The sequence below is a fragment of the Mucilaginibacter celer genome (assembly GCF_003576455.2).
Taxonomy (GTDB): Bacteria; Bacteroidota; Bacteroidia; order Sphingobacteriales; family Sphingobacteriaceae; genus Mucilaginibacter; species Mucilaginibacter celer.
In genome coordinates, this window is the sequence record NZ_CP032869.1 from 3,424,709 (window position 1) to 3,448,311 (window position 23,603).

Sequence of the window (23,603 nt, forward strand, 5' to 3'; positions counted from 1 at the left end):
CATATTCGCATAATTTGTTTTGTTTCAATTTATTATATTCGTTTAACACATATCAATTTAAACTATTGTCATTATGAACTTTCAACTTATCAACTGGCTGGCCGTTGTGGTGGCAGCCTTATCTGCATTTTTAGTAGGCGGCATCTGGTATTCGCCGGTATTGTTTGCCAATGCCTGGGTTGCCGACAATAAACTTACCACAGAAGAACTGCAAGCCTCCAACAAAGGACGGGCTTTTGGGTTCACGGCATTTTTCTCACTAATTATGGCGGTTAATCTGGCCATGTTTTTAGCCGATGCCAAAACCGACCTGGCATGGGGAGCAACAGCGGGATTTTTGGCCGGCATCTGGACATTCTGTGCCATTGCCATTCATAGCTTATTTGAGCTTAAAAGCTGGAGACTGATATTTATTAACGGAGGCTACAGCGTAGTTTCATTAACCTTAATGGGGTTGATATTAGGCGCCTGGAGATAAAAAATTGCGACATCTAAAACGTACTTAATTGATTTTAGGGCGGATGCTATTTGATAGCACAGGTCAAAAAATCCGCCCAAAAATTGACTCTAAAATCCTGGGGATGTCAATTTAAATTTCCGTTATTCAATTTGACGTTGATGTTAGCATTCTGTAAACAATAGCGCTGTATTTTAGTTGATATTAAAACACAGCAATATGGCAAACACAACAAGTTCATTCGAGAAGACGTTCACCATTGGCGGCGATATAAAAATTAACCGCGTGGGTTATGGCGCTATGCGCATTACGGGTACAGGAATCTGGGGGCCGCCGAAAGATAAAGACGAGGCGATCCGCGTGCTGAGGCGCGCCGTTGAACTTGGCGTTAATTTTATTGATACGGCCGACAGCTACGGTCCAAATGTATCTGAAGAACTTATAGCCGAAGCGCTGCACCCCTATCCAACCGATTTACTGATTGGCACCAAAGGTGGCCTGCTGCGTACAGGCCCAAACGAATGGCCTGTTGATGCCTCGCCCGAACATTTGAAAGAAGCGCTTCACGGAAGCCTGAGACGCCTGCAGGTTGAACGGATTGACTTGTATCAGCTACACCGCATAGACCCTAAAGTACCTGCCGAAAAATCGTTTGAGTTTTTGCAAAAGGCACAGCAGGAGGGTAAAATCAGGCATATTGGCTTGTCGGAGGTGAGTATCCAGGATCTTAAACTGGCTCAGCAGTATTTTGAAGTGGTATCCATCCAAAACATGTACAGCGTTGATAACCGCCGATGGGAAGCTGAATTGGAATATACCAACGTACACAACATCGCCTTTATACCCTGGTTTCCGCTTGGCGGCGGCAATGTGCAGGGCGAAGAAATTTTGAAACGCATAGCCGCAAAACATCAGGCAACCATACACCAGGTTGCATTAAGCTGGTTATTGCATCATTCGCCTAATATATTGCTTATCCCGGGCACTTCGAGCGTTGCTCACCTTGAGGAAAATATGAAAACTGCCGATATTCAGTTATCTGAAGATGATATAGCTATATTGGATAGCATTGGCGAAGTATAAGGCCCAAAAGCCCGCTTCAAACAATATTTATTACTTTTGCTAATAACAAAGGATGCCTAACCGGCATCCTTTGTTATTAATAAACATTATTTCGGATATGAAAAGCAAAGAAGAGATCCTGAACAGTTATAACACTACCGGTGCCGACGGCTTACCCGAAATATCCGCCGAAGATTTGCTCAACGCCATGGAAGCCTACAAGCAACAATGGGCCGAAGCCGCCTTTGAAGCCGCCCGCAAGCAAAAAAACGGCACTTATCAGTTTGATACTTTTAACGATTTTGTTGAAAGCGAAAAACAAACCATTCCTACAGCGGAAGACAACTTTAGCAGTACCATAGCCGCTGTAGCAGACAGCATAGTTACAAACTTTTTGCCCGATGATGCATCGACTAACGAGTTTTCATTTGATTTTAACCTTGAAGGAAACAGGTATACCGCTTTCTACACCAAAGATTTGGACGGATACTGGAAAATGGATAATTGGCAAAGAGAATAGATCAGTTAGCAGTTCCCGGTTTGCAGTTTGCAGTGTTTTGATTTATAACTGCAAACCGCCAACCCAAAACTGCCAACTGTATTAAACGTCTGCCACTTTAAACGGCTTCACATCAACACTTTCCCACACTTTTTGGGTAATATAAGGATCGTTTTGTTTCCAGGCTTCCATCTCCTCATCGGTTTCAAATTGCACAATCATAGTCGAGCCTATCATTTTGCCTTCATCATTCAGCATGGCACCGCCAACAACAAAATTACCGCTTGCTTTTAGCGCCTTAGCACCATCAACATGATGCGGACGGGCGGCCATACGTCTGTTAAAAGCTTCGGCATCGGTATAATCATAGGCGGTTACAAGGTATTGTTTCATGGGTAAGTTTTTAATTGATTAACAGTTGCCAATATCTGCAAACTGCTTGTTAAAATAAATTAAAAATTAAATTAATATTTATAACTGTAAAGTTGACAATTTTTACAATATTTGTTTTCCGAAAACCAACCTGAATAATGAAGAATAATTTGCACCAGGAATTTATTAAAATCTTTAACAAAGAAGCAGATAACGCGTACTTTTCACCCGGCCGTGTAAACCTCATAGGCGAGCATATTGATTACAATGGCGGTTTGGTAATGCCATGTGCCATTACCTTTGGTACCTATTTGCTAACCTCGCCAAATGAAGACGGTATTTTCCGTTTCAGAAGTTTGAATTTTAGCGAACAACTGGATATTCCTCTGCAACTCAATTATGAAAAAACAGGCGAGAACTGGTTTAATTTTCCTATTGGTGTAATTGATCGCTTTGTTAAGGACGGTCACCCGGTAAAAGGTTTGGATATGCTTTTTTATGGCGATATTCCTATCGGTTCGGGCCTGTCGTCATCAGCATCAATTGAGGTGGTTACCTCATACGCGCTGAACGACCTGTTTAATAGCGGCTACAGCAAGCTGGATCTGGTAAAGTTATCTAAAGACGTAGAGAACAACTTTATAGGCGTTAACTGCGGTATTATGGATCAGTTTGCCGTTGCCTTCGGCGAGAAAAATAAAGCCCTGATGCTTAACTGCGATACGTTGGATTACGAAGCTGTAGACAGTAACCTGGGCGAATATGTACTGGCTATTATCAACACCAACAAACCCCGCAAACTGGCCGAATCAAAATATAACGAGCGTGTGCAGGAATGCCAGACAGCTTTAGCAGAGTTACAACAGCAACTGGATATCAAATACCTTTGCGAAATAAACAGTGCCACGTTTGAGCAATACAAATACCTGATAACCGAACCGGTTGTATTAAAACGTGCCAAACACGTTATTGAAGAGAATGATCGTGTAAAACTGGCAGCAAAAGCACTTGCCGCAAACAACCTTGCCGAATTTGGCAAACTGATGTACGCATCGCACGATTCATTGCGCGACCTGTATGAGGTAAGCGGCATTGAGCTTGATACCGTTGCCGAATACAGCAAAACCAACCCCGATGTGGCCGGTGCCCGCATGACAGGTGCAGGTTTCGGCGGTTGCGCCATTGCCCTGGTAAAAGGTGACGCTTTCGAAAAATTCAGCGAAGAAGTTACTGAATACTATACCCAAAAAATCGGCTATGCGCCATCTGTTTACAGCTCACTGATAGGCGATGGTGTAGGCGTTTTAGCCTCGGTGCTAAATTAATAGCAGATATTTAATATTTTTGCCATTGGTTAATAGTTGATAGATCATGGTTCATGGCCCATTTACAAACTGTAACAGCTATGAACCATGATCTATCAACCATGAACCCAAAAACGATGCGCAAATTAAAATTAGATGAGCTGAACCGGGCTACGGTTGATGAGTTTAAGGCACAGGATAAGCTACCGGTAGCTGTGGTTTTGGATAATGTGCGCAGCATGCACAACATCGGCTCTATCTTCCGTACATCAGATGGCTTTGCTGTCGAGCAGATCTGTCTTTGCGGCATCACCGCACAACCCCCTCATCGCGAAATTGAAAAAACTGCCCTCGGCGCAACCCAATCCGTTAACTGGACCTATTACGAAACCCCGTTACAGGCCGTTGAGCAATTACGTAAAGAAGGCTACCGGATCATAGCCATTGAGCAAGCCGAAAACAGCACCATGCTTCACCAATTTAAACCTGCCGATGATGGCAAATATGCCCTTATTTTTGGCAACGAAGTAAATGGCGTAAGCGACGAAGTGATGCAGGTTATTGATGAATGTATCGAAATCCCACAGTTCGGTACCAAACACTCGTTTAACATTGTAGTATCGGCAGGGATTGTGCTTTGGGATTTTTTTGCCAAGATGGCGATATGAGCCCCACCCAAACCCTCCCGGTAGGGAGGGCTTAAATTATTTGCGTTAACAAAGGATTACGGCATTTAGAGAGCGCCCTTCCTCAACACATAAAATGACATTTCCTTTCTTGTTACAAAACCCAGCTTTTCATAAACCCTGATAGCCCGTTCATTTTCGGCCTTTACATGCAAAAAAGGAATTTCGCCTGCCTGGCGGATGCGGCGTGCCTGGTTAAGCAGTAGTTTACCGGCATAGCCACGCCCAAGGTAATCGGGATGGGTACAAACGGCGCTGATCTCGGCATAAGGTTTTGGGTTTAGGCGTTGCCCGGCCATGGCAACCAGTTTATCACCATCAAAAATGCCGCGGTAGTGTCCAAAATCGATAGTGCGTTCGGCGAAAGGACCCGGGTTTGTTAGTTTAGTAAGCTCAAGCATCTGCGGAATATGCTGATCGGTAAGCGGAACAAGATCAGCATCGTCAACATCGGCGGCGGCATTATCATCTAAAACCATCTGGAGGCATTTTAAATAAGCAAGCGTCTCCCATGGGGCAGGTATCTCAATATCATGCGGAGCAATAAATATAAAGTAGCTTTCGAAAGGAATAGTATTGAAAAGCAGATCGAAATTTTCGGCTGATGTTTTGTTTAAGGCTACAAAGGGCGAAACCTCTTTAGGGAAATAGCGCGCTATATCATTTCCTCCTGCAAATGCTTTATTTCCTGTTTCGAGGGCATTCCAGGCGGGGTTATCAAGTACGTGATCCATTATTTTATGGGGATTGGTTGCGGCAAAACTATAAAAAACGGGCAACAGCATCATTAAAGCTTGTCATGCTATTTTAATTTATTGCTTACATTAGCTGTATCCATTATAAACTTTTACGATGAACGCCCTTGCCAAAAAACTACAGATGAAGCCAAATTCGCACTGGCTATTGCAAAACGCCCCGGCAAATTATCCTGACAGCCTTAACCCGCTTCCGGAGGGTGTCGAAATCAGTTTTAATGTGGATGGCGTGTTTAACGGCATTCAACTGTTTGTAACCAACAGCAGCGTGTTGGCATCCGAGCTTCAGATAATTACCCCTTTATTAAAACCTGATACCGTTTTCTGGATCATCTACCCCAAAAAAAATTCGGGCATTGAAACCGACCTCGAAATGATGAGCAGTTGGGATGCCCCCGCGCAATACGGCCTGCGGCCCGTAGCTTCGGCAGCGATTAATGAGGTATGGACAGCCCTCCGTTTTAAACCGGTTGAAGTTGTAAAAGTATCTGAAGGCCGAAATGAAGCTGTTAAGAACAATGAGTTTGGGGCGTATATTGATGTGGAGAGTAAAGTAGTCACCCTGCCCGATTATATCAAAGAAGCACTTGAGCAATATCCTGAAACCTTAAATTATTTCCAATCGCTGGCTTACAGCCACAAAAAAGAATACGTACTTTGGATACTAACAGCAAAACAGGAAAAAACTAAGCAAGACAGGCTGGCGAAAATGGTAGAGATGCTGCAGAATAAAAAGAAAAATCCATCGGATAAGTAAAGAGATCAGTGATTAGAGAACAGAGATTAGGTCTTATTTCTTTTGCGTACTTAAAAATCTCCAACATCCACAAAAAACCTTTGCGTCTTCGCGCCTTCGCGTGCCTAAAAATCTCAAACTAAAAAACACCGCCCTTATAAAACCAAAAACGCCCCGTGCTTATCAACACAGGGCGTTTTCATTTCAACAGTATTTCTTACCAGCCTGAGCCTTTTTTAGCGTTGCCATTTTTGATATGTTCTTCGGCAGCAGCTTTGCCCATAATGGCAGCCATTTTGTTACCCTCGCTGTCGGTACCCGTAGCGATGTATCTGCCCGATTTTACATCGATAACCGGGTTGATCATAGGTACATTTTTAGTTTTTGTTTTTACTGAATACGCGGTAATACCGCTTCCTTTTTCTGTTGCCATGATAAGTTTCTTTTATTTTTAATGTTAACCCCATTTAAACTGAATTGTTTTCAGCACAGGTATAATTGGTTTTATGTGTAAACATGCACTATTTTTTTTTAATTCAAAATACCCGGCATAAATAATTTGTTAACAGATTTAAGTTTGTGTTAATAACGAAAAGATCACCGTATCGGCAAAGCGCCCATTATGCATATGATCTTCCTTAAAATAAGCCTCCTGTGCAAAGTTATTTTTTAATAACAGGTTAATGGAAGCTATATTTTCGGGCTCAACATTAGCCTGTATCGAGTGTAAACCGAGATCATTAAACGCATACCTGATAGTTACTTCCACAGCCTCCTGCATCAGTCCATGACCCTGGTAGGCCGGGTTTAAAAGGTAACCTATCTCGGCACGGTGGTTGTGCTTTTCTATCCGCCAAAAACCTATACTGCCTATATATTTATCACTGTTTTTCAAACAGATACACCATGTTATCCCATCGTTACCATCAAGCAATTTATCAATAACATCAATAAGCGCCACGGCATCATCAATGGTTTTGCATATAGGCCGGGCAATGTATTTCATCACCTCTTCGTTTGATCGCATTTCGAACAGATCGGCGGCATCGTTGTGCGTAAAACGGCGTAATATCAACCGTTCGGTAGTTAAAACCGGAAAAGGGTTAAAGTTGGGAGATAGCATAAATTGAAATGAGCTTATTTAGCGCCGGCAACGCTACGGTTAAATTTCAAAATCAGGTTAAAAAGTTCAACATATTTATTTAGCGGCAGTGTTTTGCTGATATCAAAAACATCGTGATAAGCTTTGATGCCACCCAATGTGTAAATAAAAAAAGCAGGCACACCTTGCTCGGTAAACAAATAATGATCGCTGTTGGCAGCCTTACCGCGCGAAGCCACTTTCACAAAATAGTTATTTTCCTTATTAATCTGTTGTATAGCAGCAAACTCCACGGGATAAACTGTGGCATTAACCACCGTGATACCATCAATGCCGGTACCATTCAAATCGAGATTAACCAGGAAGCGGATATTTTTAAGCGGGATAAGCGGGTTTTGCGTAAAATATTTTGAACCCAGCAAACCGGCCTCCTCTCCCGAAAAACAAATAAATGCCACACTGTATAGCAGCGGATGTTTGGCATAGTAACGGGCAAGCCCCATCAGTTCAGAGATCCCGCTGGCGTTATCATTAGCGCCCGGGAAATAGGTTTTATTGCCCATGCCGCCCAAATGATCATAATGAGCGGTGATAACAATTACCGAATCGGTTTTGGAAGTGCCTTTTACTATCGCGCAGATATTCGCCGTTTTAAAATCAGGGACTAATTTGTTTTCAATATCCACTTTAATAGCTACGGGAACTTCTTTCAAAGCTTTTTTATCTACCTGTATCACCGTATAATCCAACGCCTGCCCCTCGGCCGACCAGGTAAGCTTATTCTCCAACGAAACAATGATCCTGTTTTGCTGATCGATAAAATGGGTACTGTCCTTTTTAATCAACTGCCCCGTAGCTGTTACGCCCCTGCTATCCGGCGAAACGATAAAATCTTTTCCGGGCAAAAGTTGTACACCATTGATAGCCAGCTCCATTTTACCAGGGAAGGTATTTACAGGATAGCTAAACGGTTGTATATAGCTCTTACCATCCATTGGTTTAACACCGTAGCTTTTAAATTGCGCGGCTAAAAAATCTGCGGCTTTATGAACCCCGTCTTTAGTATATCCTCTGCCCCAGAAATAGGGTGAGGTAAGCGTATCTACCATTTTGCGGGCAAACACGGTATCTTGTGCCGAAACGATATTTGCAAGGAACAGAAATGGGATGATAAGTTTAAGTTTCATCCGATAAAAATAAGTATTTGGATTGTGTACATTGCCGTTGATTTTAGTTTTGCGCAACGGTGCAAACTCGTACAGGGTTTACCTCATATATCAATGGCTGCAATTACCCGCATCAATTATTTAAATATTATAGCCATGCTGGCCTCGGCGGTACTTGCAATGTTCATTCCCTTCGAGTTGGTGCTGCTTTCATATGCTATACTTGGCCCGCTGCATTATCTCACGGAAATATCGTGGTTAAACAGCCGGCAATTTTTCACTCTAAAAAAGCACGATTATTTGTTAATAGCTACAGTTGTGGCGGCTTGTATACTGCTTAAACTCCCAACGGCCAACCTGGTATACTATACGTTCGGCCTCTCGTTCATCTTATTAAGTATTAACAAAATACTATACCGGGTATTGTATTTTACATTATGGGTATTAATGGGTTACTTCCTGCTCAGCAATAACCTGTTACGAACTATATTTGGCTTATATATCCCAACCCTAATTCATGTGTATATTTTTACCGGGGCATTCCTGTTGTTGGGCACTTTGAAAGATAAAAGTTTTTCCGGTTACGTGGCTTTCGCCGTGTTTTTGATTTGCCCAGTGCTTTTAAACGTTCTATTTACCGATACTCATCATCAACCTGCCCAATGGGCTACTGATGGCTATAAATACTTCGCACATATCAATACTACAACCCTCCGCAATCAAAGCATCGATATATACGCTAATAGGGCGAGTATTATTTTAACGCGAATAATCGCCTTTGCCTATACCTACCATTACATCAACTGGTTTAGCAAAACCAAAGTGATTAACTGGCACCGAGTTGGCAAAGCAACAGCATTAGTAATTGTGTTAATCTGGATAGCATCGGTAACCTTATACTTCTACAATTACCAATTGGGTATTAAATGGCTTTTTATATTGAGCCTGGCCCATGTGATCCTGGAGTTTCCTTTAAATCATAAAAGCTTTATCGATATTGGTAAGCAACTGAAAAGCAAATTGCCCCTTACATAAAGCTATCCGCCTCGCGATAAGCTTTAATCAGCGCCAATTCTCCCTCCTTACCTGCGCCCGCAGTGCCATGCTCCATGCCCATTACACCTTTGTAGCCTTTGTTATAAATGTGCTTAAAAATGTTTTTATAATTAACCTCGCCGGTACCGGGTTCTTTACGGCCGGGGTTATCGCCTATCTGGTAATAACCAATCTCGTCAAACACTAAATCTAACGTTGGAATAATATTGCCCTGGTTACGTTGCACGTGGTACATATCATACAATATTTTGCACGATGGGCTGCCAACCGCTTTACAAATAGCATAAGCCTGATCCGGTGTACGCAAAAACAGGTCGGGGTTATCACTTAATGGCTCTAAAACCATAATGATACCATGAGGCTCTAATACAGCGGTACCTTTTTTAATGGCCTCGATCACGTTGCCGGTTTGTACGCCGATGGGCAAATTACGCACAAAATCGCCGGGAACAACGGTAACCAGTTTGCTGCCAATACGTTTTGCTATTTCAACGGCTTGTTTGCATGATGCTATAAATTTTTCAACCTGATCGGCTTTGCCGGTGGCCAGCATATTGCTGTCATTGCCCAAGCCAGGCTGCACAAATACCCCCATTGCCATACCCAGTTTGGCTAAGGTTTCGCCTATTTTTTTCTGCTGATCAACCGGGCGACCGCTCATGCCGTTATCTTCAATGGCACGGAAGCCTTTGTCGTAAGCAAATTTTATCTGGTCGATAAAGTCATCGCCGGCATGGTTTTTAAACATGCCATCATGAATGCCATAGTTTAGGTTAAAAGGTTTGTCGCCCGCTATAGCAGCAGCATTTTTATCGTTATCGGCGCAGCCGGCTAAGGTAGCGGCTTTTAAAACACCGGTGGTAAGTAATGATGCGCCTGCCAGCACCGAGCTTTGAACAAAGTTTCTGCGTTTCATGAGGTTTTTTGATTGGTTTGCGGGTTAAATATAGCAGGATTGATTGGTTTAGGGTCAACTTAGCAACATTAGTTTTTGACACAGAAATAAAGTTAGCAGGTAAACATTAGCCCGCTCCTCTACTTTTACTGTAAAATATTTATGCCATAACGCATAATCTGCCTAACCTTTTGCTACTTTGTTTGTCATAACAGATAAAGCAAAAAATACATTTATGAAATTTCAATTAGGCCTTATTTCTTTTATTGCGCTTGCTGTAGCCTCCTGCTCGGGCAATAGCGGCAACAAAAATGGTGATACAACACTTAGCAAAAGTGATACAGCCATCGCCAACGCGCCAGATGCACCGGCCGTTAACATGGAATACTGTTTTTACACCACCGAGGGTACTGCATCGCAGGATACAACCAAAGTAAACCTGCACATTAATGGCAACAAAGTTACCGGTGATATGGACTGGCTGCCCAAAGAAAAAGATGCCCGCAAAGGCACCTTGATGGGCAATTTGAACGGCAACGTGATTAATGCCCTGTGGACCTACGGGCAGGAAGGAAGTTCAGACACGCTAAGCGTTGAGTTTCAGTTGCGCGGAAACCAGCTGGCACAAAAGCCTTATAAATACGATGGCGAAACAGGCAAACCCAAAACTGATAACACCGCCGGTTACAGCGTAATTTACAACATGAAAAATTGCAAGTAATTGATAAATTAGCTGAGTAAAAAAGCTAAGAAAAATGAAAGAACGCGAAACCAGCATATTATACCTTGTTTTAGGTTTATATACCCTGATGATAAGCTGGTACTATAACCACAGTATTATATTACTGATTATTCATTACATATTCTGGCCGGTTTATCTTATTTACGAGTTACTGATAGGTCACCTGGCACACGGCATGTGGAAAACCATACCGTTATCTTACTTTAAATAACAGCAGGTTAAGATACCTCAACTTATTTAGTCGGTATAGATGATTGAAGAGCGGTAAAATCCGATTCGAAATACATGAAACAAATACGGGGCTTAATTAAGCCCCGTATTTGTTTATATTAAATTTTTTCAACAACAACTGCCGTACCATAGGCCAGCACCTCGGTAATGCCCTGCATTACCTCGTTGGCATCGTAACGCATGTTAATAATGCCGTTGGCGCCGATGGCCTGCGCATGTTGAATTAAAAGCTGGTAAGCCTCCTCACGCGCATTTTCGCAAAGCTCCACATAAATAGAAAGCCTGCCGCCAAAAAGCGACTGAAAGCCGCCTGCAATGTTGCCCAGCGCACTGCGGCTGCGTACGGTAATACCGCGCACAACGCCTAAATGACGGGTAACTTTGTACCCTTCTAATGATGTGCTTGTTGTAATAAGTGATGTATCCATTTTAGTTTATTGAGTGATTTTAATTTAGATGACTTAAGGTTAACGATATTACGTAAATATCTGTTTTTATTTTTTTGTCTGAACCTTGATTTGGGGGGATTAAAAGATTTTCGGGATTTTTCATTATTGTTATCAAAAAAACCAGCCATGAACCATCAACTATGATCCATGAACTATACCTCATCAATTATGAACCCAAAACCGTACCTTTGCCGAAAAATTTACAATAGATGCCTGATAAAATTAAAGCTGTTTTTTTAGATCGTGATGGTGTGTTGAATCATGAAATGGGCGATTACATCCGTCGTTTTGAGGATTTCAAAGTATTGGACAACTTCGATGCCCTGAAAACTTTACAGGATCGTGGTTATATGCTGCTGGTTGCCACAAACCAGGGCGGCTTAGCCAAAGGCTGGTATACCGAAGAAGAACTTGCCAAAATGCACAATCACTTAAAACAGGTTTACCAGGACCATGGCGTTGAAATAACCGACTTTTTTTACTGCCCGCACCACCCCAACTTTACCGGCGATTGCGATTGCCGCAAACCGAAGCCGGGCCTGCTGCTGCAAGGCATCGAAAAATATAACATCGATTCATCAAAATCATATTTCATCGGCGATCGTGAACGCGACGTTGAGGCAGGTACAGCCGCAGGGATTAAAGGTATTTTGATTGATAGTGATCAGCCTATCAGTACTGTTTTGGATCAGATAGCGTAAGTAGACGCTAACATATACTAACCACGTCATTGCGAGGTACGAAGCAATCCCAAACTATACAGGGCCGATTTGCACATTCGCTCTGCTTATCGGGGATTGCTTCGTACCTCGCAATGACGGTTTTATAAGAAAGCTGCATAAAATAAGCAGCTCTACCTAAAACATTTTCCTCTCTCCTGCTTTTTACCAATATTTATATTATCCTATGCAAAAAAGCCGTTACCTTAAAAACCTCGATTCTGTATTAGCCGCCTTGATAGGTTGGTTTGTTTTGAGTTTGTTTTTCAGGTATAGCGGTGTGGGGATCTCGCCGGATAGTATTATGTACACCAGCGCGGCGCATAGTTTGAAAACGCATGGTAATCTGCTCACTTTTAACCATGTACCCATTGTTGATTTTCCGGTTTTTTACCCGGTTTATCTTGGTATTATTTCGATAATTACCCAGGTAGATCCGGTTAAATTTGGTGCTGTGCTTAACGGCATTATGTTCGCTACGCTGATATTTACCAGCGGGTGGATCACAGAACGTTTTGTACCGGCATCGAGGGTTTATAAATGCCTGATATTGGTAGCTATTTTATTAAGTCCGCCTTTGTTGCAGGTGTATTCGTACTTATGGTCGGAGACGTTGTTTATTCTCGAGATTTTGTTTTTCCTGGTGGCTTTAAGGCGATACCTGTTAACACATACCATTAAGGCGCTGGTTATCGCCGCTTTAATAGCTGCTGTAAGTTGTATCACCCGTTATGCGGCGGTTACTATTGTGGGCACCGGCGGTTTGCTTTTATTGTTGGATAGGGTGCTGCCTTTAAAAAAGAAGATAGGGCATATTTTACTTTACGGGGTTATCTGTATATCGCTATTAGTTGGCAATTTAGTATTCAACGCTTTTATAACTGGTACAACTACCGGTCCGCGGGAGCCTTCAATAACGCCGTTCAGCAAAAATCTGTATTATTTTGGCACCGTGATGTGCGATTGGATGGGCCTTACATCCAACCAGTATTGGGCTGCTACACCATTGGCCATCATTATTTTCCTCGGATTTATAGCCGCGCTGGTTTACAATTATTACCATCGGAGGGTAGATAGATTTGAGAACCTGGCCATTACATTCGCGCTGGTTTACGGAGCGTTTATTGTGCTTTCATCCACCTTTTCGAGGTACGAACGGATTAACCACCGTCTGCTGTCACCACTGTTTATTACCGCTTTGTGGGGTTATACAAGTTGGGCATTGCTGGTGCTCAGAAAAATAAAAAGCACTACAACCCGCCGTGTTGTTGGCGCGGTAATGACGGTAATGATGCTCGGCTTTATCACCAGCGAATTTTTGATTGACAAAGCCCGCTACGCCGACCAGGTAGCCGATGAGTACGGCAACCCCGGCTTTACCGACGAAAGCTGGATCGACTCAGAATTTGCCATTTACCTGCGCAGCGGTGATAAAAGCCTTTTTAAACCCGGCGTTAAAATTTATACCGACGCGCACGAGGCGGTTTATTTCTTCTCAGGGCTATCATCATATCTTGTCCCCCATCGTTTCTTTACAAAAGATATCGACAAGTTTTACCAGGGGAAGCATTACTACCTCATATGGTTTAACGTGCTCGAAAACCCGGAGTTGATTAATTTGAAGGATATTCAGAAGGTTAAGAAGTTGAAGTTGATTAAAGATTTTGGCGAAGAAGGTGGGATTTATGAGTATATGGAACCGTGATTTTTGGGATTTAGCATTTTATACCCAACGTCATTGCGAGGTACGAAGCAATCCCCAACAAGCAGAGCGGCCAAGCAAATCCTCCCTGTAAAGTCGGGGATTGCTTCGTACCTCCCCGCCGTTGTTGGTGTTGTCACCAACAACTTTAGCACCCTAATCTCTTTATAAAACATTAAGGCCGCATGCATAGCGTAGAGTTGTTGGTGACAACACCAACAACGGCAAAAGACAATGTGCGAGGGCCACGTTAGGGATTGGAGCGGATACCGGCCTTGTGGCTAATGCCTCGTGCAGTATGAGCGTAAAGCCCGGCCGCAGGCAACGCCCTGAATTTAGAGATTAGTGATTGGAGAATAGAGATTAGTTGTTTTACTTAGCATCCTGCCCATCCTACAAATCCCCCCAAATCCCGGTTCAGACAAAATAAAATTCTAAAACCCGGCCCTGTTCCCGGCAAAACTTCCCTAAAATTTTATCCCCTCGCCTACTTTTTCACATTAAATTTTGATTTAAAAAACAACTGTCTATATTTGCGCTGCTAATCTATAGTTTTACTATATAAAAAATGAACGGTATCGCACTACATCATCTTCATCTGCATCACCACCATGTGGTGATCAGCTAATATGTATGTTTCTACGCGAAATAACAACCTCCGTTTATACTCTTTTTTATCATAGTCTCTTAAATTCAATCTTTTGAAAACACTTAAAATAGCTATCCAAAAATCGGGTAGACTCAACGAAAAATCTGTTGAATTGTTAAAAAATTGCGGCTTAAACTTCGAAAATTACAAAAGCTCGCTGATCTCGCCGGTATCAAATTTCCCTTTAGAAATTCTTTTCCTTCGCGATGATGATATCCCTGAATATGTGCAGGATGGCATTGCTGATCTGGGCATAGTTGGCGAAAATGTGATCCAGGAAACCGAAGTTGAAGTAAGCTACCTGCAACGCCTCGGGTTTGGTAAATGCTCGTTAAAAATAGCGGTACCAAACAGCAGCAATATTAACACACTGGCCGATTTAAACGGCAAAGCCATAGCTACCACCTACCCTGCCATCCTCGGCAAATTTTTAAAAGAACAAAACATTACTTCAGATATCCGCACCATTTCAGGCTCCGTTGAGATTTCTCCAGGCTTAGGTTTGAGCGATGCAATCTGCGATTTGGTATCAACCGGCGGTACGCTGAAAAGCAACGGGTTGAAACCTTTTGCCGATGTAATGTCATCAGAAGCTGTGCTGATTGGCAGCAAGGAGATAGCAGAAAGCGATTTGGTTCAGGAACTGATTCAGCGTGTGCAATCGGTATTACGCGCCAAAGAGACTAAATATGTGGTACTTAACGTTGAAAAAGTAAATCTCGAAGCTGTCACCGCGTTATTGCCGGGCGTAAAAAGCCCATCGGTAGTGCCACTGGCCGAAGAAGGCTGGGTAGCCGTACACACCGTGATCCCCGAGCGCGATTTTTGGGATCGCATCAGCCAGCTTAAACAGGCCGGCGCGCAGGGCATTGTGGTAATGCCTATTGAGAAGATAATTCTTTAGTTGGCGGTGGGCAGTTGGCAGTTTGCATCAAGTAAATTGTCCTAACTGCAAACTGTAAACCAATAACTGCAAACTGGAATGAAAACATACAATTATTCAGAACTATCATCTGCCGAAATCCAAAAGCTGGTTCAGCGCAATGTTGACCCGGCCAACGAGATCCGGACTATTGTTGAAGACGTAATTGCCAACGTACAACAGCACGGCGATAGCGCTTTGCTTGATTATGCTTTGAAGTTTGATAAGGTAGAACTGAACAAACTTTACCTTGAAAAAGCCGAACTGGAGGAGATTGCCCAGGCAATATCTGCCGATCAGAAAGCGGCTTTGGAAACTGCTTACAGCAACATCTACAAATTCCATCAAACGCAACTAAAAACCGAAGACAAGGTTGAAACCATGCCCGGCGTAACCTGCTGGCGCGAATTAAGGCCGATTGAAAAGGTTGGCTTGTATATTCCCGGTGGCTCTGCTGTTTTACCGAGTACGTTTTTGATGCTGGGTATTCCGGCACGTATTGCGGGTTGCCATGAGATAGTGGTTTGTTCGCCGCCGCAAAAAAATGGTAAGGTTAACGCTTTCATAGCTTCTGTTGCTTTGATGCTGAATATTGATAAGATTTACCTCGCTGGTGGTTCGCAGGCTGTGGCCGCTATGGCTTATGGTACAGCGAGCATCCCTAAGGTTGATAAGATCTTTGGCCCGGGCAACCAGTTTGTAACCAAGGCTAAAACCATTATTCAGTCTACCACTACAACGGCTATTGATATGCCTGCCGGCCCGTCGGAGGTGTTGGTTATTGCTGATGATAGCGCGGTACCGGCTTATATAGCTGCCGACTTGTTGGCGCAGGCCGAGCATGGCATTGATAGCCAGGCTGTTTTGGTTTGTACATCGGCAGAGATTGCTGAAAAGGCTATTGTCGAAGTTGAAAAACAATTACCTGTTTTGCCCCGTGCCGAGATTGCCAAACTGGCCATCGATAACTCATACGTGGTAATTACCGATAGCCTTGCCGAGGCCATGAGTTTCAGCAACCAATATGCGCCGGAGCATTTGATATTAGCTACCGAAAGCTGGGAGCAGATAACCGGCAGCATCATAAACGCGGGTTCGGTATTTTTAGGGAACCTTACCCCCGAGAGTGCGGGCGATTATGCATCAGGCACCAATCATACCTTGCCAACCAGTAGTTATGCGAGAGCTTATTCGGGCGTATCGGTTGATTCGTTTGTAAAGAAGATCACGTTTCAGCATATCACCCGCGAAGGGATTGGCAATATTGGCCATACGGTTGAGGTTTTGGCAGAACTGGAAGGTTTGCATGCGCATAGGAATGCGGTAAGTGTGAGAATAAACAATTAAATAAAAACGTCATTGCGAGGAACGAAGCAATCCCCAACTTACAGGGCGGACTTGCATGGTTCCTCGGCTAATCGGGGATTGCTTCGTTCCTCGCAATGACGAGAAGAAAAGAAAACACCAATGTTCGACATTAATAATATACTCAGAGAAAATATAAAACGCCTTGTACCCTATTCATCCGCACGTGATGAATACCAGGGCGAAGCCAGCGTTTTTTTAGATGCTAATGAAAACGCGTTTGGATCCCCCTTAGATCAGCAGTTTAACCGCTATCCCGATCCATTGCAGTACGATCTAAAAAAACGCATTACCGAAATTAAAGGCGTACCGCCGCGTAATATTTTTATAGGTAACGGAAGCGATGAAGCCATCGATATCCTGTTCCGCAGCTTTTGTAATCCCGGCGTTGATAACGTGGTTTTGGTACCGCCAACTTATGGCATGTACGAGGTATCAGCCAATATCAATGATATCGAGATCCGCAAAGTAAACCTTACCGAAGAATACCAGCTTAACGTAGAAGGCATTGCCGAAGCGGTTGACAAAAACACTAAGCTTATCTTTATCTGCTCACCAAATAACCCAACAGGTAATTCTATCAATCGCGATGATATTCAAACCGTGCTTGCCAATTTCAGGGGCATTGTGGTGGTTGACGAGGCTTACATCAACTTCAGCAGGCAAAAATCATTTATCCAGGAACTAACCGAATATTCCAATTTGGTGGTAATGCAAACCCTATCGAAAGCCTGGGGCTTGGCTGGTTTACGTGTAGGTATGGCCTTTGCCAGCGAAGAGATCATCGAAGTGATGAACAAGGTAAAACCGCCTTACAACGTGAACGAATCATCACAACAACTGGCTTTAGCTGCTTTAGCCAATGTTGACCAGGTGAATGAGTGGATAAAAGAAACCCTCGCGCAACGCGACAGGCTGGTTCTCGCTCTGAAAGACATGGAATTTGTGGTAGATATTTACCCATCCGATGCCAACTTTATACTGGTAAAAACAACCAATGCAAACGGCATCTATGATTTCCTGGTGAAACAAGGCATCATTGTGCGCAACCGCTCAAAAGTGGAGCTTTGCGAAGGTTGCCTCAGGATCACTATTGGTACACCGGATGAGAACACTATCCTACTCGAAACCCTTAAAACTTTTGAGTAAAAAAATCGCTAATTCAACAACTCAAAAATCGCTAATTGTATACAATGAGTAATTTACAGAAAATATTATTTGTAGACCGTGATGGCACCCTGATCAATGAAACGCCGGATGAGCAAATAGACTCATTCGCCAAGCTTTCGTTTTATCCCGGCGCGTTAACCTATCTGCCCAAAATAGCTAAAGAACTTGATTTTGAGCTGGTGATGGTTACCAACCAGGACGGTCTCGGCACTTCGGTTTACCCCGAAGATACTTTTTGGCCGGTGCATAACTTTATCCTGCAAACTTTTGAAGGCGAAGGCGTAACGTTTGCCAATCAGATCATCGACCGCACTTTCGCCCGCGACAACGCCCCTACCCGCAAGCCAGGAACTGCCTTACTTACACAATACCTCGACGAGAATAAATACGACCTGAAAAACTCATTCACTATTGGCGATCGTAAAAACGATGTACTGTTGGCTAAAAACCTCGACGCTAAAGCCATCTGGCTTAACAACAACAGCAACCTTGGCGGCAGCGAGTTTTCGGATGCGGATCATATTGATGATGTGATCGCCCTCGAAACTACCGATTGGCAAAAGGTTTATGAGTTTTTAAAACTTGGGCAACGGGTGTTTGAGCACCGCCGTGCTACTAAAGAAACCGATATCCATATCAAAATCAATTTAGACGGTAAAGGCGATGCGAAGATCTCAACGGGTCTTCATTTTTTTGATCACATGCTGGATCAGATAGCCCGTCACGGCAGCATCGACCTTGAAATTACTGCAAAAGGGGATCTGCATATCGACGAGCACCACACCATCGAAGATACAGGTATCGCTTTAGGCGAGATATTCGCCTCGGCATTAGGTAACAAAATGGGTATTGAGCGTTACGGTTTCTGCCTGCCAATGGACGATTGCCTGGCGCAAGCAGCTATTGATTTTGGCGGACGTAACTGGATAGTTTGGGAAGCCGATTTTAAACGCGAAAAAGTTGGCGACGTACCAACCGAAATGTTCTATCACTTCTTCAAATCGTTCAGCGATGCCTCAAAAAGCAACCTGAACATAAAAGCCGAAGGACAGAACGAACATCACAAAATTGAAGCTATATTTAAAGCCTTTGCCAAGGCAATAAAAATGGCCGTAAAACGTGATGTAGATAAGATGGTTTTACCAAGCACTAAAGGACTTTTGTAAGTCCAGAGGCAAGACACAAGAGATCAGGAGGCAAGACAAAGAGTGGCAGAAGCAGGAAACAATAAATCAAGAGGCAAGAGATTTAATGAAAGCGTTCTTGATTCCTGATTCTTGACATCTTGATTCTTAATTCCCTACATCTTTAATCTTAAAAAAATGATAGGTATTATACTATACGGCGCCGGAAACATTTTCTCCCTCACAGCCGCTTTGGAGCGTTTGGGCATCCCCTATGGCTTTGTGAACAGCGAGGCCGATCTGGAAAAGTTCGACCGTTACATCATTCCGGGTGTTGGGCATGCGGGTGCGGCTATGAACAAGCTTAAAGCAACCGGCCTGGTGCCTGCTATTAAAGCTTTAAAAAAGCCTACACTGGGTATTTGCGTGGGTATGCAGCTGCTTACTTCCTACTCGGAAGAGGGCGATTCAGACCTGTTGGATATCATCCCGGTTAAAACTTTAAGGTTTAAAGATAGTGCCGAGCATAAGGTGCCGCATACAGGCTGGAACCGGGTGTTTCCGGAAAAGGAGAACCCGCTTTTTGAAAATATACCGTCGGGTTCACACTTTTACTTTGTACATTCATACTTTATTGAGTATGATAAAGCATACACTTTATTGGCTGCCGATTACGGAAATCAGTTTTCGGCATCAATTTGGCTTGATAATTTTTATGGCGTACAATTCCACCCGGAAAAGTCGGGCGAGTTTGGCGAAACATTGTTAACTAATTTTTCTAAAATATAAAGGATATGTACATTATTCCTGCTATCGACATTTTGAACAAGAAGGTAGTCCGCCTTCGTGAAGGCGACTATGGACAGGTAACCGAATACGACGTTACCCTTGAAGAAATGATTGAGCGCTACCAAAGCAACGGCACCAATTTCATTCATATTATTGATTTGAACGGTGCTAAAAACGATTTCAGCAATCAGCAATACCTGTTTGATGTGATCCGCAAAACCGATATGAAGGTGCAATACGGCGGCGGTATCCGCAGCATCGAAAAGGTAAAAGAATTGATCGATGCCGGTGTTCACCGCGTTATTGTAGGTACGCAAGCCCTCACCAACCCTAACTTCCTGCCCGAACTAAGCAAAGAAATTTGCGGAAAAGAAAAATGCTCCGACCAGGTAGTAGTAGCTATCGACGTGCTTGACGAGGTGATCAAATACTCAGGCTGGATGGAAAGCTCGCCAATTAAACTGATGGATTACGTTGATAAATGCCTTGCTTTAGGCTTTTTCCGTTTCCTGTGTACCGATATCGGTAAAGACGGCAAATTAGGCGGCGCTGGTATCGAACTGTATGAAAAACTGCTTGATCATTCGCCGTTTATTAAGCTAATCGCTTCGGGCGGTGTAAGCTCAATGGGTGATATTGAAAAACTGAACCGTTTGAAAGTGGAGTCGGTAGTAGTTGGAAAAGCCATCTATGAGAATCGTATCAGCATTGAAGATGTGAAGCATTGGAATTTGGATGCTTTAATATCTATCTAAATAAAAGTTATTAAAAAACGTCATTGCGAGGAACGAAGCAATCCCCGGTTTGCAGGTCCGCCCTGTACAGTTCGCGATTGCTTCGTTCCTTGCAATGACGTGATCGTAAATAGTTGATTATCAAATATGATTTTCACACGTCATTACGTTTTTTTTTCAGGGTTTCCCCTGATGGTTACTCGCAATGACGGATGTATAATTGGCCCATGCTTGCTAAAAGAATTATCCCTTGTTTGGATGTTAAGGACGGTAGAACCGTTAAAGGCGTAAACTTCGTTGACCTTCGCGATGCCGGAGACCCGGTTGAATTAGCCTGGAATTACTCAAATCAAGGAGCTGATGAGTTGGTGTTTCTGGATATTACTGCGACAGTTGAACGCCGTAAAACTATGGTTGAGCTTGTAAAGGCTGTTGCAAGGCAAATCAATATTCCTTTCACCATTGGCGGTGGCATTAACGAAATTGCTGATGCGGATGCTTTGTTGAATGCCGGCGCAGATAAAATTTCAATCAACTCTGCCGCAGTACGCAACCCAAAACTGATTGATGAACTTGCGGCCGCTTTCGGTGTTCAGTTTGTAGTGATTGCGGTTGATACTCGCCATATTGATGGCAAAAACATTGTTCACCTAAACGGTGGCAGACTGCCGACTGAACGTGAAACTCTGGAGTGGATATTGGAAGCCGAAAGCCGTGGTGCTGGTGAAATCCTTTTAACTTCTATGGATCATGACGGTACAAAAGGTGGCTTCGATAATGGCTTGTTAAAAACTGTTAACGATGCCGTTCATATCCCGGTAATTGCTTCGGGCGGTGCCGGTAAAGTTGAGCATTTTGTTGATGTGTTTGAGAAAACCAATGTAGATGCTGCTTTGGCGGCTTCGGTGTTTCATTATGGTGAGATTTTGATACCTGATTTGAAGCGGACTTTGAAGGGGAATAGTATTGAGGTTAGGATTTAAGACTAATTTCTAAAGATAAAAGTCCGCTGTCCGAAGTCTCCAACTTCGGACGACTATGCCTGTAGTCTTCGACTACAGTAATTTTATGTAGTTGCAAACTACATTCATAGCTAATTCGAAGTCAGAGACTTCGAACAGCATAAAAGAAATTGATAATGAACATAGATTTCGAAAAAACCGGCGGACTTGTCCCCGTGATCATACAAGACGAGCAAACATTAGAAGTACTGATGCTGGGTTACATGAACCAGGAAGCCTACGATAAAACCGTTCAGGAAAACATCGTAACTTTTTATTCGCGCTCAAAAAACCGCCTGTGGACCAAAGGCGAAACCAGCAACAATTTTTTGCATGTAAAAAGCATCAGCATTGATTGCGATAACGATACCCTGCTGATCAAAGCCAAAGCCGATGGCCCAACCTGCCATACCGGCTCGCGCAGTTGCTTCAATACCGAATACAATCAAAACTTTATCCTCGAGCTGGAAAACATCATTGGCGACAGGTACACTAACCCGGTTGAAGGATCGTACGTTAATAAGCTTCGCAACAAAGGCTTAAACAAAATAGCCCAAAAAGTGGGTGAAGAAGGCGTTGAAACAGTTATAGCCGCCCTGGCCGAAACAGAAACCGATCTGATCAACGAAGCATCAGACCTTGTTTTCCATTTATTAGTTTTGCTTCGCGAAAAAGGTTTATCGTTAGAAACTATCGCTAAGAACTTAGAATCAAGACACCGTTAGGCAGTTGGCAGTTTTTAGTGGGCAGTGGGCAGTTGAAGAGTTCTTGAAAAAATATAAACTGCAAACTGCCAACAGATAACTGCAAACTGAATAAGCAAACTGCCAACAGAAAACTGCAAACTGAACAATGATCGTACAAAAAACAGCCGAACTTACAGGCCATGCTAACCCGATATTTACGCTTGAGCTATCGCAAAAGCCTGGAATATTGTTTACCGGCGGCAATGATAAAGGTTTGGTTGAGTGGAGTTTGAGGGATTTTTCTTTCATCAAGGTGATGTTTCCGGTTAATGCCTCTATTTATGCCATTCATTGCCCGGAAGGTTATCCTTTAATGTTTGCAGGTTTACGCAGCGGCGAAGTTTTGGTATTTGATTTTATTCAGCAAAAATTACTTAAGCCATTAAGACATCACCGCAAGGCTATTTTTGACATCAAATCATCGGTTAAAAAAGATGAACTGCTCATAGCCTCCGAAGATGGTACCGTATCAGTCTGGAGCCTGAAAACTTTGGAGATGGTGCATAGCATTTCCGTATCAAAAGATACGGTTCGCTGTATTACCGTATCGCCCGACCAAAAGCAGGTTGCGTTTGGCTGCCGCGATAATCACATTGGTATTTATGATCTGGAAGATTATACCATCATTAAAGCCCTCCACGGGCATAGCATGGCTGTTTTTTCTACAGCATACAGTCCCGATGGCGCTTACCTGGCTACCGGGGCACGCGATGCGCAGGTAAAAATATGGGATAGCAATACTTACCAGGAAATTAAAAATATCCCGGCGCACCTGTTTGCCGTTAATCATATCGCTTTTCACCCTACCCTTCCTTATTTCGCTACGGCCAGTATGGATAAAAGCATCAAGATCTGGGGTTCCGACGATTTTAAACTCTACAAAAATATCAGCAGGGAAAAAGGCTATCCCAGCCATGCACTTTCCATCAATAAATTGGCCTGGAACGGGCCGGAACAATTGCTTTCGGTAAGTGATGATAAAAATATCATTAACTGGAAAATCGATTTCTGATTTATTACTTATCGGTTATTTTTTTAGCTACATAAATTGATTTAGCGCTTGATTTTCGGTGTTGATTAATCTTTAATTAATCAACACCCTGTTCATTTTATTTATTTTCAATAAAACCATAACTTTTTTCCCTTAGCGAACGTATATTAACCTATAAG

At 43.1% G+C, this 23,603-nt stretch carries 27 protein-coding genes; 20 read left to right on the forward strand and 7 right to left on the reverse strand.

Features of this window, described 5'->3' with window-relative positions:
* Positions 1-73 precede the first annotated feature (73 nt).
* The 3 genes from HYN43_RS13665 to HYN43_RS13675 all read left to right on the forward strand — a co-directional run bounded on the left by HYN43_RS13665 (position 74) and on the right by HYN43_RS13675 (position 2,039).
* Complete coding sequence (locus tag HYN43_RS13665; protein ID WP_119409876.1) at positions 74-478, forward strand: DUF1761 domain-containing protein; 405 nt, start codon at positions 74-76, stop codon at positions 476-478.
* 198 nt (positions 479-676) lie between these two features.
* Positions 677-1,540 carry an aldo/keto reductase gene (locus tag HYN43_RS13670; protein ID WP_119409877.1) on the forward strand — a complete coding sequence of 288 codons (864 nt, stop codon included), beginning with the start codon at positions 677-679 and terminating at the stop codon, positions 1,538-1,540.
* A gap of 97 nt (positions 1,541-1,637) precedes the next feature.
* Positions 1,638-2,039 (forward strand): hypothetical protein, encoded by a 402-nt coding sequence (locus HYN43_RS13675; protein WP_162996463.1) that lies wholly within the window; start codon positions 1,638-1,640, stop codon positions 2,037-2,039.
* Positions 2,040-2,120: 81 nt separating this feature from the next.
* Here the strand turns inward: HYN43_RS13675 and HYN43_RS13680 are convergent, their stop codons facing one another.
* Positions 2,121-2,411, reverse strand: a complete 291-nt coding sequence (locus HYN43_RS13680; RefSeq protein WP_119409879.1) for a YciI family protein — start codon at positions 2,409-2,411, stop codon at positions 2,121-2,123.
* A gap of 137 nt (positions 2,412-2,548) precedes the next feature.
* Here HYN43_RS13680 and HYN43_RS13685 point away from each other — a divergent pair, with 137 nt between their 5' ends.
* Both HYN43_RS13685 and HYN43_RS13690 read left to right on the forward strand, forming a co-directional pair.
* Positions 2,549-3,715 (forward strand): galactokinase, encoded by a 1,167-nt coding sequence (locus tag HYN43_RS13685; RefSeq protein ID WP_119409880.1) that lies wholly within the window; start codon positions 2,549-2,551, stop codon positions 3,713-3,715.
* 116 nt (positions 3,716-3,831) lie between these two features.
* Positions 3,832-4,362: an RNA methyltransferase gene (locus tag HYN43_RS13690; RefSeq protein WP_119411234.1), complete on the forward strand. Its 531-nt coding sequence runs from the start codon at positions 3,832-3,834 to the stop codon at positions 4,360-4,362.
* A 65-nt stretch (positions 4,363-4,427) separates the two neighbouring features.
* Here HYN43_RS13690 and HYN43_RS13695 read toward each other — a convergent pair whose 3' ends face one another.
* On the reverse strand, positions 4,428-5,114 hold the full coding sequence (locus tag HYN43_RS13695) for a GNAT family N-acetyltransferase (protein ID WP_119411235.1): 687 nt from the start codon (positions 5,112-5,114) through the stop codon (positions 4,428-4,430).
* A 118-nt stretch (positions 5,115-5,232) separates the two neighbouring features.
* Between HYN43_RS13695 and HYN43_RS13700 the strand changes: the two genes are divergently transcribed.
* On the forward strand, positions 5,233-5,892 hold the full coding sequence (locus tag HYN43_RS13700) for a YdeI/OmpD-associated family protein (protein ID WP_119409881.1): 660 nt from the start codon (positions 5,233-5,235) through the stop codon (positions 5,890-5,892).
* A 196-nt stretch (positions 5,893-6,088) separates the two neighbouring features.
* Here HYN43_RS13700 and HYN43_RS13705 read toward each other — a convergent pair whose 3' ends face one another.
* From HYN43_RS13705 to HYN43_RS13715, 3 genes are all read right to left on the reverse strand, one after another.
* Positions 6,089-6,304, reverse strand: coding sequence for a hypothetical protein (locus HYN43_RS13705; RefSeq protein ID WP_119409882.1), 216 nt, complete (start codon positions 6,302-6,304; stop codon positions 6,089-6,091).
* A 138-nt stretch (positions 6,305-6,442) separates the two neighbouring features.
* Positions 6,443-6,994, reverse strand: coding sequence for a GNAT family N-acetyltransferase (locus HYN43_RS13710; protein ID WP_119409883.1), 552 nt, complete (start codon positions 6,992-6,994; stop codon positions 6,443-6,445).
* 14 nt (positions 6,995-7,008) lie between these two features.
* A complete protein-coding gene (locus HYN43_RS13715; protein WP_119411236.1) occupies positions 7,009-8,160 on the reverse strand; it encodes a M28 family metallopeptidase in 1,152 nt (383 codons plus the stop codon).
* A gap of 93 nt (positions 8,161-8,253) precedes the next feature.
* On the opposite strand from HYN43_RS13715, the gene HYN43_RS13720 reads away from it, so the two are divergent.
* Positions 8,254-9,174: a hypothetical protein gene (locus HYN43_RS13720; protein WP_119409884.1), complete on the forward strand. Its 921-nt coding sequence runs from the start codon at positions 8,254-8,256 to the stop codon at positions 9,172-9,174.
* Here HYN43_RS13720 and HYN43_RS13725 read toward each other — a convergent pair.
* Complete coding sequence (locus HYN43_RS13725; protein WP_119409885.1) at positions 9,167-10,111, reverse strand: hydroxypyruvate isomerase family protein; 945 nt, start codon at positions 10,109-10,111, stop codon at positions 9,167-9,169. The two genes, HYN43_RS13720 and HYN43_RS13725, sit on opposite strands and share 8 nt — an antisense overlap.
* A 214-nt stretch (positions 10,112-10,325) precedes the next feature.
* On the opposite strand from HYN43_RS13725, the gene HYN43_RS13730 reads away from it, so the two are divergent.
* The gene (locus tag HYN43_RS13730) at positions 10,326-10,811 is read left to right on the forward strand and encodes a hypothetical protein (RefSeq protein WP_162996464.1); all 486 of its coding nucleotides are present in this window, start codon (positions 10,326-10,328) and stop codon (positions 10,809-10,811) included.
* A gap of 34 nt (positions 10,812-10,845) precedes the next feature.
* Complete coding sequence (locus HYN43_RS13735; protein WP_119409887.1) at positions 10,846-11,043, forward strand: hypothetical protein; 198 nt, start codon at positions 10,846-10,848, stop codon at positions 11,041-11,043.
* 118 nt (positions 11,044-11,161) lie between these two features.
* Here HYN43_RS13735 and HYN43_RS13740 read toward each other — a convergent pair whose 3' ends face one another.
* Positions 11,162-11,491, reverse strand: a complete 330-nt coding sequence (locus HYN43_RS13740; RefSeq protein WP_112573541.1) for a YbjQ family protein — start codon at positions 11,489-11,491, stop codon at positions 11,162-11,164.
* Between the two features lie 230 nt (positions 11,492-11,721).
* On the opposite strand from HYN43_RS13740, the gene HYN43_RS13745 reads away from it, so the two are divergent.
* The 11 genes from HYN43_RS13745 to HYN43_RS13795 all read left to right on the forward strand — a co-directional run bounded on the left by HYN43_RS13745 (position 11,722) and on the right by HYN43_RS13795 (position 23,445).
* Positions 11,722-12,213, forward strand: coding sequence for a D-glycero-alpha-D-manno-heptose-1,7-bisphosphate 7-phosphatase (locus HYN43_RS13745; RefSeq protein ID WP_119409888.1), 492 nt, complete (start codon positions 11,722-11,724; stop codon positions 12,211-12,213).
* Between the two features lie 205 nt (positions 12,214-12,418).
* A complete protein-coding gene (locus tag HYN43_RS13750; RefSeq protein WP_119409889.1) occupies positions 12,419-13,936 on the forward strand; it encodes a hypothetical protein in 1,518 nt (505 codons plus the stop codon).
* Positions 13,937-14,634: 698 nt separating this feature from the next.
* On the forward strand, positions 14,635-15,486 hold the full coding sequence (gene hisG, locus HYN43_RS13755) for an ATP phosphoribosyltransferase (RefSeq protein ID WP_119409891.1): 852 nt from the start codon (positions 14,635-14,637) through the stop codon (positions 15,484-15,486).
* A gap of 78 nt (positions 15,487-15,564) precedes the next feature.
* Positions 15,565-16,851 (forward strand): histidinol dehydrogenase, encoded by a 1,287-nt coding sequence (gene hisD / locus HYN43_RS13760; protein ID WP_119409892.1) that lies wholly within the window; start codon positions 15,565-15,567, stop codon positions 16,849-16,851.
* A gap of 120 nt (positions 16,852-16,971) precedes the next feature.
* Entirely contained in the window at positions 16,972-18,018 is a 1,047-nt protein-coding gene (gene hisC / locus HYN43_RS13765) for a histidinol-phosphate transaminase (protein ID WP_119409893.1), read from the forward strand.
* A gap of 44 nt (positions 18,019-18,062) precedes the next feature.
* Positions 18,063-19,205, forward strand: coding sequence for a bifunctional histidinol-phosphatase/imidazoleglycerol-phosphate dehydratase HisB (hisB, locus tag HYN43_RS13770; RefSeq protein ID WP_119409894.1), 1,143 nt, complete (start codon positions 18,063-18,065; stop codon positions 19,203-19,205).
* A gap of 156 nt (positions 19,206-19,361) precedes the next feature.
* The gene (gene hisH / locus HYN43_RS13775) at positions 19,362-19,952 is read left to right on the forward strand and encodes an imidazole glycerol phosphate synthase subunit HisH (RefSeq protein WP_119409895.1); all 591 of its coding nucleotides are present in this window, start codon (positions 19,362-19,364) and stop codon (positions 19,950-19,952) included.
* A 5-nt stretch (positions 19,953-19,957) separates the two neighbouring features.
* Positions 19,958-20,707: a 1-(5-phosphoribosyl)-5-[(5-phosphoribosylamino)methylideneamino]imidazole-4-carboxamide isomerase gene (locus HYN43_RS13780; protein WP_119409896.1), complete on the forward strand. Its 750-nt coding sequence runs from the start codon at positions 19,958-19,960 to the stop codon at positions 20,705-20,707.
* Between the two features lie 206 nt (positions 20,708-20,913).
* The gene (gene hisF, locus HYN43_RS13785) at positions 20,914-21,669 is read left to right on the forward strand and encodes an imidazole glycerol phosphate synthase subunit HisF (RefSeq protein ID WP_119411237.1); all 756 of its coding nucleotides are present in this window, start codon (positions 20,914-20,916) and stop codon (positions 21,667-21,669) included.
* A gap of 155 nt (positions 21,670-21,824) precedes the next feature.
* A complete protein-coding gene (gene hisIE, locus HYN43_RS13790; RefSeq protein ID WP_119409897.1) occupies positions 21,825-22,412 on the forward strand; it encodes a bifunctional phosphoribosyl-AMP cyclohydrolase/phosphoribosyl-ATP diphosphatase HisIE in 588 nt (195 codons plus the stop codon).
* Between the two features lie 127 nt (positions 22,413-22,539).
* On the forward strand, positions 22,540-23,445 hold the full coding sequence (locus HYN43_RS13795) for a WD40 repeat domain-containing protein (protein WP_119409898.1): 906 nt from the start codon (positions 22,540-22,542) through the stop codon (positions 23,443-23,445).
* Positions 23,446-23,603 lie beyond the last annotated feature (158 nt).

Coding starts and splice junctions, on each gene's coding strand:
- HYN43_RS13665 (WP_119409876.1), top strand. CDS start 74: ATGAACTTTCAACTTATCAACTGGCTGGCCGTTGTGGTGGCAGCCTTA.
- HYN43_RS13670 (WP_119409877.1), top strand. CDS start 677: ATGGCAAACACAACAAGTTCATTCGAGAAGACGTTCACCATTGGCGGC.
- HYN43_RS13675 (WP_162996463.1), top strand. CDS start 1,638: ATGAAAAGCAAAGAAGAGATCCTGAACAGTTATAACACTACCGGTGCC.
- HYN43_RS13680 (WP_119409879.1), bottom strand. CDS start 2,411: ATGAAACAATACCTTGTAACCGCCTATGATTATACCGATGCCGAAGCT.
- HYN43_RS13685 (WP_119409880.1), top strand. CDS start 2,549: ATGAAGAATAATTTGCACCAGGAATTTATTAAAATCTTTAACAAAGAA.
- HYN43_RS13690 (WP_119411234.1), top strand. CDS start 3,832: ATGCGCAAATTAAAATTAGATGAGCTGAACCGGGCTACGGTTGATGAG.
- HYN43_RS13695 (WP_119411235.1), bottom strand. CDS start 5,114: ATGGATCACGTACTTGATAACCCCGCCTGGAATGCCCTCGAAACAGGA.
- HYN43_RS13700 (WP_119409881.1), top strand. CDS start 5,233: ATGAACGCCCTTGCCAAAAAACTACAGATGAAGCCAAATTCGCACTGG.
- HYN43_RS13705 (WP_119409882.1), bottom strand. CDS start 6,304: ATGGCAACAGAAAAAGGAAGCGGTATTACCGCGTATTCAGTAAAAACA.
- HYN43_RS13710 (WP_119409883.1), bottom strand. CDS start 6,994: ATGCTATCTCCCAACTTTAACCCTTTTCCGGTTTTAACTACCGAACGG.
- HYN43_RS13715 (WP_119411236.1), bottom strand. CDS start 8,160: ATGAAACTTAAACTTATCATCCCATTTCTGTTCCTTGCAAATATCGTT.
- HYN43_RS13720 (WP_119409884.1), top strand. CDS start 8,254: ATGGCTGCAATTACCCGCATCAATTATTTAAATATTATAGCCATGCTG.
- HYN43_RS13725 (WP_119409885.1), bottom strand. CDS start 10,111: ATGAAACGCAGAAACTTTGTTCAAAGCTCGGTGCTGGCAGGCGCATCA.
- HYN43_RS13730 (WP_162996464.1), top strand. CDS start 10,326: ATGAAATTTCAATTAGGCCTTATTTCTTTTATTGCGCTTGCTGTAGCC.
- HYN43_RS13735 (WP_119409887.1), top strand. CDS start 10,846: ATGAAAGAACGCGAAACCAGCATATTATACCTTGTTTTAGGTTTATAT.
- HYN43_RS13740 (WP_112573541.1), bottom strand. CDS start 11,491: ATGGATACATCACTTATTACAACAAGCACATCATTAGAAGGGTACAAA.
- HYN43_RS13745 (WP_119409888.1), top strand. CDS start 11,722: ATGCCTGATAAAATTAAAGCTGTTTTTTTAGATCGTGATGGTGTGTTG.
- HYN43_RS13750 (WP_119409889.1), top strand. CDS start 12,419: ATGCAAAAAAGCCGTTACCTTAAAAACCTCGATTCTGTATTAGCCGCC.
- hisD (WP_119409892.1), top strand. CDS start 15,565: ATGAAAACATACAATTATTCAGAACTATCATCTGCCGAAATCCAAAAG.
- hisC (WP_119409893.1), top strand. CDS start 16,972: ATGTTCGACATTAATAATATACTCAGAGAAAATATAAAACGCCTTGTA.
- hisB (WP_119409894.1), top strand. CDS start 18,063: ATGAGTAATTTACAGAAAATATTATTTGTAGACCGTGATGGCACCCTG.
- hisH (WP_119409895.1), top strand. CDS start 19,362: ATGATAGGTATTATACTATACGGCGCCGGAAACATTTTCTCCCTCACA.
- HYN43_RS13780 (WP_119409896.1), top strand. CDS start 19,958: ATGTACATTATTCCTGCTATCGACATTTTGAACAAGAAGGTAGTCCGC.
- hisF (WP_119411237.1), top strand. CDS start 20,914: ATGCTTGCTAAAAGAATTATCCCTTGTTTGGATGTTAAGGACGGTAGA.
- hisIE (WP_119409897.1), top strand. CDS start 21,825: ATGAACATAGATTTCGAAAAAACCGGCGGACTTGTCCCCGTGATCATA.
- HYN43_RS13795 (WP_119409898.1), top strand. CDS start 22,540: ATGATCGTACAAAAAACAGCCGAACTTACAGGCCATGCTAACCCGATA.